Source organism: Pseudomonas sp. Fl4BN1 (assembly GCF_009908285.1).
GTDB lineage: Bacteria > Pseudomonadota > Gammaproteobacteria > Pseudomonadales > Pseudomonadaceae > Aquipseudomonas.
Genome location: NZ_JAAARM010000007.1, coordinates 208,063 through 221,997 on the forward strand (window position 1 = coordinate 208,063; position 13,935 = coordinate 221,997).

General features: G+C 63.0%; 14 protein-coding genes and 1 pseudogene. 9 read left to right on the forward strand and 6 right to left on the reverse strand.

The annotated features are described in order from the left end of the window. Positions 1-55: 55 nt before the first annotated feature. A complete protein-coding gene (locus tag GV818_RS10795) occupies positions 56-487 on the reverse strand; it encodes a DUF4265 domain-containing protein (RefSeq protein ID WP_161758114.1) in 432 nt (143 codons plus the stop codon). Positions 488-740: 253 nt separating this feature from the next. Here GV818_RS10795 and GV818_RS10800 point away from each other — a divergent pair, with 253 nt between their 5' ends. The 7 genes from GV818_RS10800 to GV818_RS10830 all read left to right on the forward strand — a co-directional run bounded on the left by GV818_RS10800 (position 741) and on the right by GV818_RS10830 (position 9,301). Further along, positions 741-1,340 carry a LemA family protein gene (locus tag GV818_RS10800; RefSeq protein WP_161758113.1) on the forward strand — a complete coding sequence of 200 codons (600 nt, stop codon included), beginning with the start codon at positions 741-743 and terminating at the stop codon, positions 1,338-1,340. A 51-nt stretch (positions 1,341-1,391) separates the two neighbouring features. Next, positions 1,392-3,419 carry a M48 family metallopeptidase gene (locus tag GV818_RS10805; protein ID WP_161776535.1) on the forward strand — a complete coding sequence of 676 codons (2,028 nt, stop codon included), beginning with the start codon at positions 1,392-1,394 and terminating at the stop codon, positions 3,417-3,419. Between the two features lie 125 nt (positions 3,420-3,544). After that, positions 3,545-4,537 (forward strand): M48 family metalloprotease, encoded by a 993-nt coding sequence (locus tag GV818_RS10810; protein WP_161776536.1) that lies wholly within the window; start codon positions 3,545-3,547, stop codon positions 4,535-4,537. 9 nt (positions 4,538-4,546) lie between these two features. After that, positions 4,547-5,071 carry a hypothetical protein gene (locus GV818_RS10815; protein ID WP_161776537.1) on the forward strand — a complete coding sequence of 175 codons (525 nt, stop codon included), beginning with the start codon at positions 4,547-4,549 and terminating at the stop codon, positions 5,069-5,071. A gap of 148 nt (positions 5,072-5,219) precedes the next feature. Next, positions 5,220-7,043 carry a monovalent cation:proton antiporter-2 (CPA2) family protein gene (locus GV818_RS10820; protein WP_161758109.1) on the forward strand — a complete coding sequence of 608 codons (1,824 nt, stop codon included), beginning with the start codon at positions 5,220-5,222 and terminating at the stop codon, positions 7,041-7,043. A 77-nt stretch (positions 7,044-7,120) separates the two neighbouring features. After that, the gene (locus GV818_RS10825; RefSeq protein WP_161758108.1) at positions 7,121-8,218 is read left to right on the forward strand and encodes a DNA alkylation repair protein; all 1,098 of its coding nucleotides are present in this window, start codon (positions 7,121-7,123) and stop codon (positions 8,216-8,218) included. A gap of 63 nt (positions 8,219-8,281) precedes the next feature. Then, the gene (locus GV818_RS10830) at positions 8,282-9,301 is read left to right on the forward strand and encodes a DUF6602 domain-containing protein (RefSeq protein WP_161776538.1); all 1,020 of its coding nucleotides are present in this window, start codon (positions 8,282-8,284) and stop codon (positions 9,299-9,301) included. Positions 9,302-9,403: 102 nt separating this feature from the next. On the opposite strand, the gene GV818_RS10835 is transcribed toward GV818_RS10830, so the two are convergent. Genes GV818_RS10835 through GV818_RS35000 form a run of 3 tightly spaced genes read right to left on the reverse strand, consistent with a single transcriptional unit; the run spans position 9,404 to position 10,477 of the window. After that, a complete protein-coding gene (locus GV818_RS10835; RefSeq protein ID WP_161776539.1) occupies positions 9,404-9,778 on the reverse strand; it encodes a hypothetical protein in 375 nt (124 codons plus the stop codon). Between the two features lie 34 nt (positions 9,779-9,812). Continuing rightward, positions 9,813-10,232: a hypothetical protein gene (locus GV818_RS10840; protein WP_256679453.1), complete on the reverse strand. Its 420-nt coding sequence runs from the start codon at positions 10,230-10,232 to the stop codon at positions 9,813-9,815. Next, a complete protein-coding gene (locus GV818_RS35000; RefSeq protein ID WP_372242088.1) occupies positions 10,169-10,477 on the reverse strand; it encodes a TetR/AcrR family transcriptional regulator in 309 nt (102 codons plus the stop codon). Before GV818_RS35000 ends, GV818_RS10840 begins: the two co-directional genes overlap by 64 nt. 124 nt (positions 10,478-10,601) lie before the next feature. On the opposite strand from GV818_RS35000, the pseudogene GV818_RS34405 reads away from it, so the two are divergent. Further along, positions 10,602-10,753 (forward strand): annotated as a pseudogene (locus GV818_RS34405) (MFS transporter); the annotation flags it as partial. Between the two features lie 361 nt (positions 10,754-11,114). Beyond that, positions 11,115-12,152 carry an AraC family transcriptional regulator gene (locus GV818_RS10850; protein WP_161776540.1) on the forward strand — a complete coding sequence of 346 codons (1,038 nt, stop codon included), beginning with the start codon at positions 11,115-11,117 and terminating at the stop codon, positions 12,150-12,152. A gap of 10 nt (positions 12,153-12,162) precedes the next feature. On the opposite strand, the gene GV818_RS10855 is transcribed toward GV818_RS10850, so the two are convergent. After that, positions 12,163-12,960, reverse strand: a complete 798-nt coding sequence (locus tag GV818_RS10855) for a MoaF C-terminal domain-containing protein (protein ID WP_161776541.1) — start codon at positions 12,958-12,960, stop codon at positions 12,163-12,165. Then, positions 12,957-13,931, reverse strand: a complete 975-nt coding sequence (locus GV818_RS10860) for an SDR family NAD(P)-dependent oxidoreductase (protein ID WP_161776542.1) — start codon at positions 13,929-13,931, stop codon at positions 12,957-12,959. The genes GV818_RS10855 and GV818_RS10860 overlap by 4 nt, the downstream gene beginning before the upstream one ends. Positions 13,932-13,935 lie beyond the last annotated feature (4 nt).

Genomic DNA, 13,935 nt, shown 5'->3' on the forward strand with positions numbered 1-13,935 from the left:
TTACTCCTGTTATGGCCCATTGCGCCCGGGAACGCTCGCCTGGCGGCTAGCGCCGTCACTGCCGCAGCAGCCCGGACTCGTAGTCCAGCCAGCCCTGCTCGAAGCGTTCCTGCAAGTACTCCAGCACGCTGTCGAGCAGCACCGTGGCGGGCACATTCACCGAGTAGAAGCGTGAGCTGAACCCTTCCCAACTGCACCCCAGAGCGTTGATCCGCTCCAGCACCTCGGGCACCCGCTGGTCCTCCGAGGTCATGAACACCAGGCGCAAAGTGCTATTGCCACTGCTTATGCCGACCTGCTGAAACCACTTCAGACCGTCAGCCTCGACTCGCACCTCTACTTCGTCGTCCAGGCAGACGTCCTGGGAGTAGAACGGAATATTGGCGATACGGTAGAAACCCGAAGGCTGGCGCTCGGCCCAGACCCCTTCAGTGGCTGCCGGCGGGTAGTCGTCGACGACCGACAACCTGAGTATGATCTTGTCCATTACCTGTCCCTGGAGCTGCAAAAACCTGTTCCCGGCCACGATTCGGGCCGCGCAACGCGGAGCGCTTTTTCGCAGAATTGCCGGGATTTGGCAATCCTCCACTGTCGCCTGACCGCAGCCCCAGGGAGTTGATCGACGCGGCTAGAGCAAGCCGGCAGCACAAGAGTGGCAACAACGCTGGCCACGCTGGTTGATGCCTGAGGATATTCAGTTACCATTGCCGCCCTCTCAAACCGGCTGATAAGGACATCCCGTGACAACCCCCGACATCATTACCCTGGTTGTTATCGCCCTGCTGGTGCTATTCATCATCGGTATCTACAACACATTGGTCAGGCTGCGAAACGCCTTCCAGAATGCGTTTGCGCAAATCGAAGTCCAGCTGCAACGCCGCTACGACCTCATCCCCAACCTGGTGGAAACCGCCCGGGGTTACCTCAAGCATGAGCGAGACACTCTCGAAGCCGTGATCAATGCCCGCAACTCGGCCCAGGTCAGCTTGCAAGCCGCTGTTGCACAGCCAGGCAACGCTCGGACCATCGCACAATTGGGCGAGGCCGAAGGCGTACTGGCCAGCGCCATGGAACGGATGAAGGTCATCGTCGAGGCCTACCCTGATCTCAAAGCCTCGCACGCCATGATCCAACTGACGGAAGAGATCACCAGCACTGAAAATAAAGTGTCCTTCGCCCGCCAGGCCTTCAACGATGCAGTGACCGCCTACAACTCCTACAAGCAGAGTTTTCCAGCGCTGATGCTGGTCAAATGGTTCGGCCACAGCAGCGACGCCACCCTGCTGCAGTTCGCCAACAGCGCCGCGACCCAGGACGCCCCAGTCGTATCGTTCACTTAATGGCCGGGGCTGGCCCAGCCCCTCCACTGTCCAGCGTCCATGGAAGGCAGCATGAATTTCTTTCAACACCAGGAGCGCGCCAAGCGCCGTACCAGCACCCTGGTGCTGCTGATGACATTGGCGATCACTGGCCTGGTTTCCTTGGCCGGGCTGGGCGCGGGCCTGCTCATGAAGGATTCCCATGGCACTGCAGGAGCGTCTGCGGCACTGGATTGGAAACTGATGCTGATCGTGGCCGGTATCACCCTGCTGGTGATAGTGCTCGGTAGCCTGTGGGAAAGCCTGAAACTCAGTACCGGCGGAAAAGTGGTCGCGCAGGAACTCGGTGGCCTGGCCATCGACACCACGCAAATGGATGCCCAGGAGCATCGCCTGCTGAACATCGTCGAGGAAATCGCCTTGGCTTCGGGTTGTGCGGCACCGGCGATCTATGTGCTACCAGAAGAGGGCATCAACGCCTTCGCAGCGGGCCTGACGCCTCAGGATGCGGCCATCGGCGTCACCAGGGGCGCCTTGCAGGCGCTCAATCGCGACGAGTTGCAAGGGGTGATCGCTCACGAGTTCAGCCACATCCACAACGGCGACATGCGACTGAATACCCGATTGGTCTCCGCTGTTTTCGGCATCATGATGCTGAGCATTCTGGGCGTCGGGTTCTTGTATGCGCTGACCAAGATCAAGGGCAACAGCCGCTTCTCCTTTGGCCTGGCAATGATCCTGATGTTTCTCGGGGTGGTACTGGTAGTCCTCGGCTCGATTGGCACTTTGTTTGGCTGGCTGATCCAGTCGGCGGTCAGTCGCCAGCGAGAGTTTCTCGCCGACGCATCCGCCGTACAGTTCACTCGCAACCCCAAAGGCATTGCCAATGCGCTGAAAAAAATTGCCGAAAGCGCGGTCGGTTCGCACATCAGCGCGGACAATGCGGCGCAATACCGCCACATGTTTTTTGGCAACAGCGGTGGGTTTTCATTATTTGGCCTGTTTGCCACCCACCCTCCGCTGCCTGAGCGTATCCGCCGCCTTGAGTCTGAGTGGGATGGCCAGTTCAGCTCCGTTGCACCGCAACTGACCCCGTCATCACCCCAGCCCGCAGGTTTCGGTGGCCGGTATGAACCAGCCTCAGAAACAGCCCTGACAGCAGCGAAGCCCGGCAATATGTCCACCCGCGCACTCGAGCTGTTCACACCCAGTTCAGAAGCCCCTGTAAGTGTCGAAGCGCGGTTTGACCTGGGCACCATCCGGCACTCGATCGACAGCATCGGAGCACCGCAGGAGGGTCACCTGCAACAGGCCCGAAGCATTCTGCGACGACTGCCAAAGCTGCTTCTCGACAGCGCCCGTAACAGTGACCAGGCACAGGCACTGATCTATGGCCTGCTGCTGTCGTCCGATGCCCAGGTACTTGCCCGTCAGCTCGAACTGTTACGCAACAACCTCGAAACCCGCACCTTCAAGCACCTGCTGGCCTTGCAGAACCTGTTGCGCGCCTTGAGCCCGGACCTGCGCCTGCCGTTGATCGACTTGAGCCTTGCCGCACTCAAGCAACTGCCTATAACCAGCGCGCGAGATTTCATCGATAACCTCAATCAGTTGGTGAATGCGGACCAGCAGGTAGAGTTGATGGAGTGGACGCTGCTGCGCATCATCGAACGCAACATCCGCAGCCAGCCCGCGACCTACGCCAAGTACACCCTGGCCCAGCGCAGTAACGAAGTGGCGGTCCTGCTGAGCGCCCTGGCGAACGCGGGCCATTCAACCCCGCAACAAAGCGCCAGCGCGAGGAATCACGCCTGGAGCGGGCTGCCCTTTGCGCAACCAGCGGCCGTCGAGGGAACTCTCGAACAGCTGGACAGCGCCATCGCTCTTCTGCGCCAGTTACTCCCGCAAGAGCGTCACACCCTGCTCAGTACAATGGCCCGGTGCATCACCTATGACGGCCACGTCACGGTGGCCGAGGCAGAGCTGATGCGCGCGGTCGCTGACCTGCTGGACTGCCCGATGCCTCCGCTGCTTGGCGGCGATTCGATGCCCCAGCCCAAGGAGGCGACCATCCGCAACAGCGCTGCCGTCGAGCGTTGACGACACCACGGCTCACCGGGCTCTTCGGCCAGCGCCGTGATTCACACCCCATCCAAGGTGTCCTTTTCAGTAAACCTGCCCCATGACACCGCTCCCGACAATTCGCTCTAACCTCGGAAACCTGCATGAAGTTTTTCCAGCACCAGGCCCGCGCCAAGCATCGCACCCTCAAACTACTGCTGCTGATGGCCCTGGCCGTAAGCTGCCTGATCAGCGTCAGCAGCCTGGGCATCGGCCTGCTGTTGCGCGAGCTGCTCCATGAATCCAGCCAGCCCAAGGAGCTCAGCTGGACCATAGTCGCGGTCGTGGCGCTGCTCATGCTGCTGGTGGTGCTGCTGGGCAGTGGCTACAAGACCTGGCGGCTCAGGGCCGGCGGCAAGGTGATCGCCGAGTTCTTCGGCGGGCGCCTGATCAACGCAGCCCCCAGGGACCACGATGAACAGCGGCTGTTGAATATCGTCGAGGAAATGGCCCTGGCCTCAGGCTCCGTGATGCCCGGGGTATACGTGCTGCCGGACGCCTCGATCAATGCCTTCGCCGCCGGCCTCGACCCCGAGCATGCAGTGCTCGGGGTCACCCGCGGCGCCATCACCCACCTCAATCGCGAAGAGTTGCAGGGCATGATCGCCCATGAGTTCAGCCACATTCACAACGGCGACATGCGCCTCAATACCCGACTGCTGTCGGTGATCCACGGGCTACTGGTGTTCAGCCTGGCGGGCATGGCGCTGCTGCGCCAGGCCGAGCAGCAGCACCTGTCCAGCGATCGCAATCGCTTCATCTGGCAGATCGTCTTCGCGTTGCTGGGCCTGGCCCTGCTGATCCTCGGCTCGCTCGGCACCCTGCTGGGCAACCTGATCAAGGCGGCGATCTGCCGCCAGCGGGAGTTCCTCGCCGATGCCTCGGCGGTGCAGTTCACCCGCACCCCACTGGGCATCAGCGGCGCCTTGAAAAAGATCGGCGGCTGCAGCGCAGGCTCACGCCTGGAGGTCTTCAGCGCCACGCAATACAGCCATATGTTCTTCCACCAGGGGCTGAAGCGGCGCCTGGGTCGCCTGCTGGCCACGCGCATACAGCGCCTGGACCCACAGTGGGATGGACGCTTTGCCGTTCTATAGGAGTACCCCATGCCCGACGCTCAGCGCCCGACTCCGGCCGCACAACCCGAACACCTCCGGGCCGCCGCCAGCTTGCGGGGCCAGCGCCTGCAGGCACTGACCCACGCCCAGTACCTGTACAACGGACAGGTGCTGACCGATGAGTGCGGCGATCTGCAATTCGATGGCCAGGACGGCAGCCAGGTCAGCCTGTTCCTGCTCGCTGACGGGGAAAGCGTCGGCGCCGCGCAAATGCCCATGCACCTGCCCGCAGGATTCGAGCTTGAGGCCGGTGTGCGCTGCGCGTGGGAGGCTCGAGACCTGCTGCAGCGCTTGGCGGCCAGCCACCTGCGCGGCGCGATGATTGTCCAGGTGCAGGGTCTGTTCGATGACTGGCAAGAGCTGGGCAGAACCTTTCTCTGCGGTTTTCGGATCTGCTTCGACAGCGGCGACTTTGTGGTTTTCTACAATCAGGGCGATGAGGCCGTTGCCCTGTTCAACCAGTTGCCGCCGAGCATCAAGGGGGCCCACAGCCTTTGGCGTGACCTGCGCTGAAGGACCGTAAACCCGGCTACACGATTTATCCTGCATTCATTATTGCGCTATGCACCGCGGCGATTGGCCGACGGTGAAAGCTTCACCGATGGCTGTCTATCATCAGCCATCGAGCAATCCGCACTGCGTTTTACCTGGAGTCCTGCCCATGCCCCATGAAGGCAACCTGCTACAAGCCGCCGTCGTGTTTCTCTGTGCCGCGGTGCTGATCGTGCCCCTGGCCAAGCGCCTGCAACTGGGGGCTGTGCTCGGCTACCTGCTGGCCGGGGTACTGATCGGCCCGTCGGTGCTGGGGCTGATCGGCAACCCGCAGAGCGTCAGCCATATCTCCGAGCTGGGGGTGGTGCTGTTGCTGTTCATCATCGGCCTGGAGCTCTCGCCCCGGCGTCTATGGGTCATGCGCAAAGCGGTGTTCGGCGTCGGCCTGGCCCAGGTACTGCTGACCGGCATGGTGATCGGCACCGTGGCCCTGTTCCTGTTCGGTCAGCGCCTCAACAGCGCCATCGTCCTCGGCCTTGGGCTGGCGCTGTCGTCCACCGCCTTCGGCTTGCAGAGCCTGGCCGAACGCAAGGAGCTGAACAGCCCCCACGGACGCCTGGCCTTCGCCATCCTGCTGTTCCAGGACATCGCGGCGATCCCGCTGATCGCCATGGTGCCAGTGCTCGCCGGTGGCAACCACGACACCAGTACCGCCCAGGATTTGAGCCATGGCCTGCAGGTGCTGGGCAGCATCGCGGTGGTGGTGGTCGGTGGACGCTACCTGCTGCGCCCGGTGTTTCGCATCGTGGCCAAGACCCGGCTGCCGGAAGTGTCCACCGCCACCGCCCTGCTGGTGGTGATCGGCACCGCCTGGCTGATGGACCTGGCCGGGGTGTCCATGGCCCTGGGGGCCTTCCTCGCCGGGCTGCTGCTGGCAGATTCCGAATACCGGCATGAACTGGAAGCGCAGATCGAACCGTTCAAGGGCCTGCTGCTGGGGCTGTTCTTCATCAGCGTCGGCATGGGCGCCAATATCGGCCTGCTGTTCAGCATGCCGGTGGCGGTGCTGGGGCTGACCCTGCTGCTGATTGGCCTCAAGCTGCCGCTGCTGTACGTGGTCGGGCGCCTGGCCGGCAGTTTGAATCGCGAGAGTGCGTTGCGCCTGGGCGTGGTGCTGGCGGCGGGCGGTGAGTTCGCCTTCGTGGTGTTCAAGATCGGCCGCGACCAGGGCCTGTTCGAAGCCGGCCTGCATGACTTGCTGGTGCTTACCATCACCCTGTCCATGGCCCTGACCCCGCTGCTGTTGCTGGCCTGCTCGCGGCTGCTCAAGCCCAAGGCCAAGCCGCTGGAAATGCCCCCCGAGTACCGCCAGATCGACGCCGACAGCCCACGGGTGGTGATTGCCGGGATGGGCCGCATGGGCCAGATCGTGGCGCGGATCCTGCGGGCGCAGAAGATCCCCTTCGTGGCCCTGGACACCTCGGTGGACACCATCGAGCTGATCCGCAGCTTCGGCGGCATGCCGGTGTTCTATGGCGACCCGATGCGCCCGGAGATCCTCAAGGCGGCCAAGGTCGGCCAGGCGGAGTACTTCGTCATCGCCACCGATGACCCGGAGACCAACATCAAGACCGCCGAGCAGGTGCGCAAGCTCTACCCGCACCTGAAGATCATCGCCCGGGCGCGCAACCGCCAACACGTGCACCGGCTGGTGGACCTGGACGCCCAGGCGATCCGCGAAACCTACTACTCGAGCCTGGAAATGGGCCGCCGGACCCTGGTCGGCCTGGGGCTCAGCCAGGCCCAGGCCGACTCGCGCATCCAGCGCTTCACACAGCATGACGAACAGTTGCTGGTGGCCCAGCACGCGGTGTACGACGATGCGGCCAAGGTCCTGCAGACCGCCCAGGAAGCCCGCGCCGAACTGGCCCGGCTGTTCGAAGCCGATGAGCTGGATGAACAGACCGAGAGCCCGTTGCCGCCGATGCGCTGAGGTCGCAGCCTACTGACAGATTCTGTCAGCCGCCTGATCTAGATTGGGCGGCTCCTTCTTCCCGACCGGAACCGCCGATGACCGACGCCGCCCCTGCCCTCAAGGAAATCTTCAACGCCGAACGCCTGGCCCATATCGCCGACGCCATGCTCGCGGTGTACCCGGCCTTCGACCACCGAGGCTTCCTGCAACGCGCCAGTCACCACCTTGCAGAACGCTCGCTGATGCAGCGCCTGGCCCAGGTCAGCGACAGCCTGCACCAGGTATTGCCGGGCTCCTACGAGCACAGCCTGGAGCTGCTCTACGCCCTGGCTCCACGGCTGAACAGCCGCTTTGTGTGCATCTTCCTGCCACATTTCGTCGCCAGCCACGGCGCCCATGACTTTGCCCGTTCCATGGCCGCACTGAAGTTCTTTACCGGCTTCGGCTCCTCGGAGTTTGCCGTGCGCCCGTTCCTCGTCAGCCATCAGCACGCGACCCTGGAGCATATGCAGGACTGGGCCCTGGACCCGGACGAACATGTGCGCCGCCTGGCCAGCGAAGGCAGCCGCCCGCGCCTGCCCTGGTCATTCCGCCTGGAACAGTTGCAAGCCGATCCGCAACTGGCAGCACCGATCCTCGAACGGCTGAAGAACGACCCCAGCCTGTATGTGCGCAAATCGGTGGCCAACCACCTCAACGACATCACCAAGGATCACCCGCAGTGGGTGCTGGAGCGCCTGCAGGGCTGGCCGCTGGAGCAGCCCCACAGTGCCTGGATCGCCCGCCATGCCTTGCGCAGCCTGATCAAGCAGGGCGACCGGCAGGCCCTGACGTTGATCGGCGCCGGTGCCCGGGCCGAGGTCGAGGTCCATGGCTTCGCCGTGGCCCCGAGCGCGCTGCATCTCGGCCAGACCCTGAGCCTGTCGCTGCAGTTGCTCTCCACCCACCCCGAGCCCCAGCGCCTGGTGGTGGATTACGCCATCGACTACGTCAAGGCCTCGGGCGCCACGGCAAGCAAGGTGTTCAAGCTCAAGACCTTCACCCTGCCGGGGCATGGCCGGCAAACCCTGGCACGCCAGCAGCCGATCCGCGAATTCACCACCCGCCGGCATTACCCGGGACGTCACGCCGTGCACCTGCTGGTCAACGGCGAGCGCCTGGCCAGCAGTCATTTCGATCTGTTGCTGCCCTGAACACCGGGCGCCCGCGCCGCGCCCGTCCACCCAACAAGCCTGCCCCTATTTAAGGAAACTCCCGTGGCAATCATCAGCAAGTGGGCGAAGTCCATCGCCAAGGTCCTGGAAAGCAGCGTCAGCAGCAGCATCGCCAGCCATTCGACGGTGCTCGGCGATGCCCGGGAGAGTTTCATCCGTGACGTTCTCAAGCGTTTCCTGCCGACCAACATCAGCATCGGCTCGGGGCAGATCATCGACAGCGAAGGCGGGATTTCCAAGCAGATCGACTTGATCATCTACCGCAACGACTTCCCCACCCTGCGCACCTTCGGCTCGGCCGACGTGTACCTGATCGAGGGGGTAGTCGCCACGGTGGAGGTCAAGTCGCAGCTCAACGAGGTGCAGTTGTTCGAGGCCCTGGAGAACGGCAAGTCGGTGCGCAACCTGCGCCCCTCCCTGCTCAAGGCCTCCCTCGATGAATACAGCAGCCGGATCTATGAGCACCCTTTCCAGCAACTCAGCGTGCCGCAGATGAACTCGATCATGGGCCTGGTGCTGCCTCCGGCCTACATCTACAGCTACCGCGGCTATACCGGCAACAGCGTCGAGCAACTGCGGGCCAGCCTCAACGCCTGGCATAACATTCCCAACAGTGCCGGCGAACTGGACGTCACCCTGATGCCGGAAGTGATCGCCACCCAGGGCTGCGTGACCCTGAAGAACCTCAACAACTTTCTCAAGTTGCCACGGGCCGCCGGCGACGACCTCGAAGCCTGCCGCCAGGCCTACAACAGCACCATGGGCCGGGAGCTGAACAAGCATGATTTCTTCAGCTATTTCCGCGACAGCCCTGCAGCGGGCTTCGACTACGGGATCGCCATCAAGGCCTTCGAGGCACCCTTGCAGTACCTGATTTCCAGCCTGCTGGAAACCGTCACCTCACGGATCGGCTACCAGCAACTGGGGGGCACGGCCATCCAGTACAACTTGCTCAAGTACCACATCAGCGACGACATGGAGGGTGGCTGGTCAGGGGCTGCGGTCAACCTCACCAACGTGCGTGATCCCAAACTGGATTTCGCCAAGGCCAACGGTTTTTGAGCCGCGGCCCCGGGCGACCGCCGGCCCGTCCGGACAGTAGCACCTGAAGCGCCAGCCCCTTGGCTACACCCGCGCAGGGATCTAGCCAGGGGCTGCAGCGGATTAGTCCTGCTTGGTTCTCCCGGACACTGCAATCAGGTGGTCGGTGCAACCAAAACCCACCACCCCGTCAACGCTCCAGAACACATCAACCACCGCAATGCAGCGGTCATAGGACTGCCCCTGCAGCGTGCCGTCGGCGTTGAATACCCGCAGGTAGCCACCGATGGCATAGCGTGAACTGTCACCATCACCGGGCATGGTCATGGTCGGAATCCAGGCGCGCCAGCTGAACATCCGATACTTCTGGTAGTAGAAGGCCTGGTTGGGGCTGTAGTTGCGCTCCTCGTAGGGCGTGCCGTAGTAGAACCAGGCATGACCCTGGTACACCAGGAACACGGCCAGTGCGGCGCCGAGAATGCGCTTGGTGGTTTTCATCGGGGGATCTTTCCTTTTATCCGTAGGGGGAGCTTCAGGGGTGCGGCACATCCAGCCTGCGCAGGCAGGCCTGGACAATTGCTTCGGCCAGGGGCTGGCGATCTTGTTCACCGGCGGCGATCACATCGTCGGTGGCGCCATGCACCCCGGCATAGATCAGCGAGGCGATAACACCCGGCTGGGCCAGGGACCAGACGCCCGCCTGCCGGCCGCCTTCGAGGATGCCCTGCAATTGCTGAAGGACCGCGCTCTTCTCCGGGTTGCCGCGGTCATGGTGATGGTGGCTGGGGTAGACGATGTCGTGCAGGCGATAGGTGTCGAGGTAGGCCTGCACGCTGGTGCGGATCCAGTTGCTGATCCATGCCACCCAGTCCTCCTCGGCGCAGGCGTTCACTGCCTGCTCCAGGCGTTCGAGGAAGTGCCGGGTATAGCGCTCGCCGAGGGCCACCAGCATGTCGTTCCTGGAGTCGAAGTAGTGATAGAAAGGCCCTTGGCCACCTCGGCGCGGGAGACGATTTCACTGATAGTGGTGGCCTCCACGCCCTGGCTGAGAAACAGGCTTTGCGCGGCGGCCATCAACTCTTCCAGGCGCACTTCGGCGGGCTTGCTCCGCGGTCGCGGCTGGCCTGCTACGCGCTTCGGGGCCTGGGAGGGTTTCACGCTCAAGAACCAATCCGGCTGATCGACAAAGGCCGCCATTCTAGGGAAATTGTCCGGAAAAAGAGAGTTGAGAATCCTTGCCCACCTCAATTGACCGATGGTCAGTCGAAATATTTACCTGACGCTGCCTACTGCTTTTCCAACCTTGCGAGGGAGTCGCTTGATGCAACCTTATCGCCGTCCGGCCCTGGTGGCCGCTGCCTACCTGAGGACTTCCTAGCGTCACTGGAGATCAGCATCGTCAATGTCGCCATGCCGACCCTGCAACAGGCGCTGGACACTGACCTCGCCGGCCTGCAGTGGGTGATCAACGCCTGCCTCTGGACAACCCGTTGTTCGGCGAGCTTTACAGTGCCGCCATGAGCAATGGTTTTGGTCTGGCGATGTTACTGGGACCAGTTTGTTGGCCATGGTGGCGTTGCCGAGCCCCCGAAAGATCGCCAGCCAGCCACTCGCGACGACCGTCGAGCGCGACTGAACAGGTGGCTGAGCGATACCGACCGCACCGCCTGTTACCGAGCTGCGCAGGGAGGCAGGCATGGCGTAAAACCTAGGCTTGCAGACGATCGATAACATATTAATAACGTGCATTGCTGGAGGTTTTCCGCTCGTCTAGTATGGTCGGCGGACAGTGGCTGTAAATGGGGCACTTACCTTGAAAAATAATAAGAAATCCATGACGGCCCTCTCTGCATCAAGCCTCGCCGGCGCCTATGTACGCCGCCTCAAACTCGGACCCTTGCTCGAGCACCTGCAGGACCGCCAGGCAATGTTGCCCCTGCGCTGCCAAGTACGGCATGCCGATTGGCAACGGCTCAAACCGAACGAGAGCATTACCCTGGGCCACTACCTGGCATTCTTTGAAGACGTCGCCGCCGAGCTGGGAGATCCGCAGCTGGGTGCGCGGCTTGGCCTGAACAGTCGTTCGTCGCTGCTCTCGCCGTTGCGCGAGCTGTTTCTCAGCGGCCAGACACTGCATGACGCACTACTGGAGCTCAACCGCAGCACCAGCGCCCTGCAAGGAGGGACCCAAACCCAACTGCGCATCGACCACGACCGGGTGTACATCTCCTACCAGCTACCACGCTGCCCTGGCACGGATAACCGCCAGGACGTGGAGTTCAGCCTGTGCATGCTGATCCGGATACTGCAATTGCGCCTGGGCGAGCACTGGCGTCCGCAGGAAATCCGCCTGTGCCACGCCCTGGACGAAACCGACCGCCTGGCCCTGGCCCGGCTGCTGGACAGCCCGCTGGTGGACGCTGCTGAAAGCAACTGCATTGTCTTTGCCGCTCATTGGCTGAGCCATGCCTGTGCCCTGCAGGGCTGCAGCGAAGATGTGCTGAGCTTTTTCCGCGAGCACATCCATGCACTCTGCACGGACCAGGGTGCCAGCAGCTTCCATGACAAGGTCCGGCGTCTGCTGGAACAGCACATGGGCGAGCAAGCGCCTTCCCTGGAGTTGGTGGCCAGCCGCCTGTACCTGTCACCACGTAGCGTGCAACGCAGGCTGGCGCAAGAACAGGTAGTGTTTTCCGACCTCCTGGAGCAGGTCCGGCACGCCCTGGCGCTGGAGCGCATGCGCCAACCCGGAACCCGCATCGACAACCTCGCCGACAGCCTGGGCTACGCCGACAGCGCAGCCTTTTCCAAGGCCTTCAAACGCTGGACAGGGTTGTCGCCACTGCGTTATCGCAGGCAGTTCCTGTTCTAGTGACCCTCCCCTAGAGAGGGATAAATCCTTGTGGATAACGGGTTTCGCTGAGCAGTTGCACGCGCGCGCCAATGGGCACGCTGAACCAGCCGCTGGCGGCATCCACTTCGCCAATGGCGATGCCGGTATTGCGCCAAGCCTGGGTGTCGAGGACAAAGATGATCGCTACATCCACCGCTTTCTCGCGAAAGGTCACCAGGTACAACTGGTCCCGCAGCTTGAAGTAGCTGGCCTCATCGCAATCGCAATCACCGTGCCGCACTCCGCCATGGATGTGATAGGCGTACCAACGGCTGTTGAGGTAGACATGTTCCACCGCCGTCTGCTGACTGTAGATGTTCAGCACGCGCTTGCCGATCAACTCGTCGGTGGCCTGGGGCAACGCTTCGCCGGCTGCGCCATCGAGGGTCGCCAGATGCAGGGCCTGAGCAAAGTTCGAGGCTTGCCCCTGCGCCTTGCGCCCGGTGTCCAGCCAAGCGTGCAGCAGTACCCCATGGCCCAGGCGCAGATCAAGGATCAGCACCGCGCTCTGTCGACTTGAGGGGGGCAGCGCCAGGTCGATGAAGTACAGCTCGACGCAGGCTTGCACCACCTTGGCCGGCGCCGAGCCCTCAGCGAGCGCCGGTTCCAGCGGCAGGCCCTGCCAGTGGACGCTGCCATGCTCTGCAAAACTCACTTGCCCACTGCAGCCGGGAAAGCCGAGGGTGAAAATCCGCCCGCGCAAACGGTCGGTGTCCGGCAGGCGGTTGTGGCGCAGTTGCGCGGCAAAATCGTCAAACCCCGGCACATATTGCTCAACCTGGTTCATACCTGTTGCTCCTGCTGGCGGCTGGCAAGTGCGGCCTTGATGATCCGTTCACTCAGGGCCCACAACTGCTGGGCTTGGTCGCTGTCGCGCACCCGTGGCATCACTCCCAGGTGGTCCAGTGGGTCGGCATTGCTCAGCGCCACCCGACAGTCCTCCAGGTAGTAGCCGCCGCAGCCTTCCAGTTCAGGATGCAACAGTGCCCAGAGAATGCTCGCGGCACCTTCCTCGGTGGTCTTGCGCCGGGTCAGGTTGCGCAGCCCGGGCTGGCGCTCCAGCAATGGCACGAAATCCGCGTCGGTCAGGTGATTGTGCAGGTTGGTTCCGGCCACTACCCCGGGGGCTACGGCCAGGGCACGAATGCCCTCTGCAGCCAGCAGCCGGTCAAGGCCTACCGCGAACAACACGTTGGCCGATTTCGACTGGCCGTAGGCGGTCCAGCGGTCGTAGATACGACGCTCGAAGTTCGGGTCGGTAAAGTCGATCCCGGCCAGCCGGTGAGCGCCGGAGGTGAGCATCACCACCCGCGCGCCGGGGGCCTGGCGCAGCAACGACAGCAGCTCGGTGATCAGCCGATGATGGGCGATGTGATTGATGCCGAACTGGCGCTCCAGGCCATCTTCGGTCAGACCGAAATCGGTGGCCATGATGCCCGCGCAGGCAATGATGCCGTCGATCCGCGACAACTGCTGGCGCAATGTCCCGGCCACTCGATCGACGTCCCGCAGGGAGTCGAATTGAACCGCCTCGAAGTGGATCGACTGGCTGCCGGTGGCGGCCTGCAACTCCTCCAGCGCCATGGCCCCGCGCTCGGAGGAACTGCCCAGCAGCACCACCCGCGCACCGCGGCTGGCCAGGCAGCGGGCACTTTCCTTGCCCAGCCCCGAGGTGCCGCCGGTGATCAGGTAGGTCTGGCCCCGCAAGTCGAAGGCTTCGGCCACATCGCAAGCCCGTGTATGAGTATCGAATGACATGCTG

Bases quoted from the DNA above. Each gene is read 5' to 3' on its own strand.
- GV818_RS10795 (WP_161758114.1), bottom strand. From the start codon at position 487: ATGGACAAGATCATACTCAGGTTGTCGGTCGTCGACGACTACCCGCCG.
- GV818_RS10805 (WP_161776535.1), top strand. From the start codon at position 1,392: ATGAATTTCTTTCAACACCAGGAGCGCGCCAAGCGCCGTACCAGCACC.
- GV818_RS10810 (WP_161776536.1), top strand. From the start codon at position 3,545: ATGAAGTTTTTCCAGCACCAGGCCCGCGCCAAGCATCGCACCCTCAAA.
- GV818_RS10815 (WP_161776537.1), top strand. From the start codon at position 4,547: ATGCCCGACGCTCAGCGCCCGACTCCGGCCGCACAACCCGAACACCTC.
- GV818_RS10820 (WP_161758109.1), top strand. From the start codon at position 5,220: ATGCCCCATGAAGGCAACCTGCTACAAGCCGCCGTCGTGTTTCTCTGT.
- GV818_RS10825 (WP_161758108.1), top strand. From the start codon at position 7,121: ATGACCGACGCCGCCCCTGCCCTCAAGGAAATCTTCAACGCCGAACGC.
- GV818_RS10835 (WP_161776539.1), bottom strand. From the start codon at position 9,778: ATGAAAACCACCAAGCGCATTCTCGGCGCCGCACTGGCCGTGTTCCTG.
- GV818_RS10840 (WP_256679453.1), bottom strand. From the start codon at position 10,232: ATGCTGGTGGCCCTCGGCGAGCGCTATACCCGGCACTTCCTCGAACGC.
- GV818_RS35000 (WP_372242088.1), bottom strand. From the start codon at position 10,477: ATGGCGGCCTTTGTCGATCAGCCGGATTGGTTCTTGAGCGTGAAACCC.
- GV818_RS10850 (WP_161776540.1), top strand. From the start codon at position 11,115: ATGACGGCCCTCTCTGCATCAAGCCTCGCCGGCGCCTATGTACGCCGC.
- GV818_RS10855 (WP_161776541.1), bottom strand. From the start codon at position 12,960: ATGAACCAGGTTGAGCAATATGTGCCGGGGTTTGACGATTTTGCCGCG.
- GV818_RS10860 (WP_161776542.1), bottom strand. From the start codon at position 13,931: ATGTCATTCGATACTCATACACGGGCTTGCGATGTGGCCGAAGCCTTC.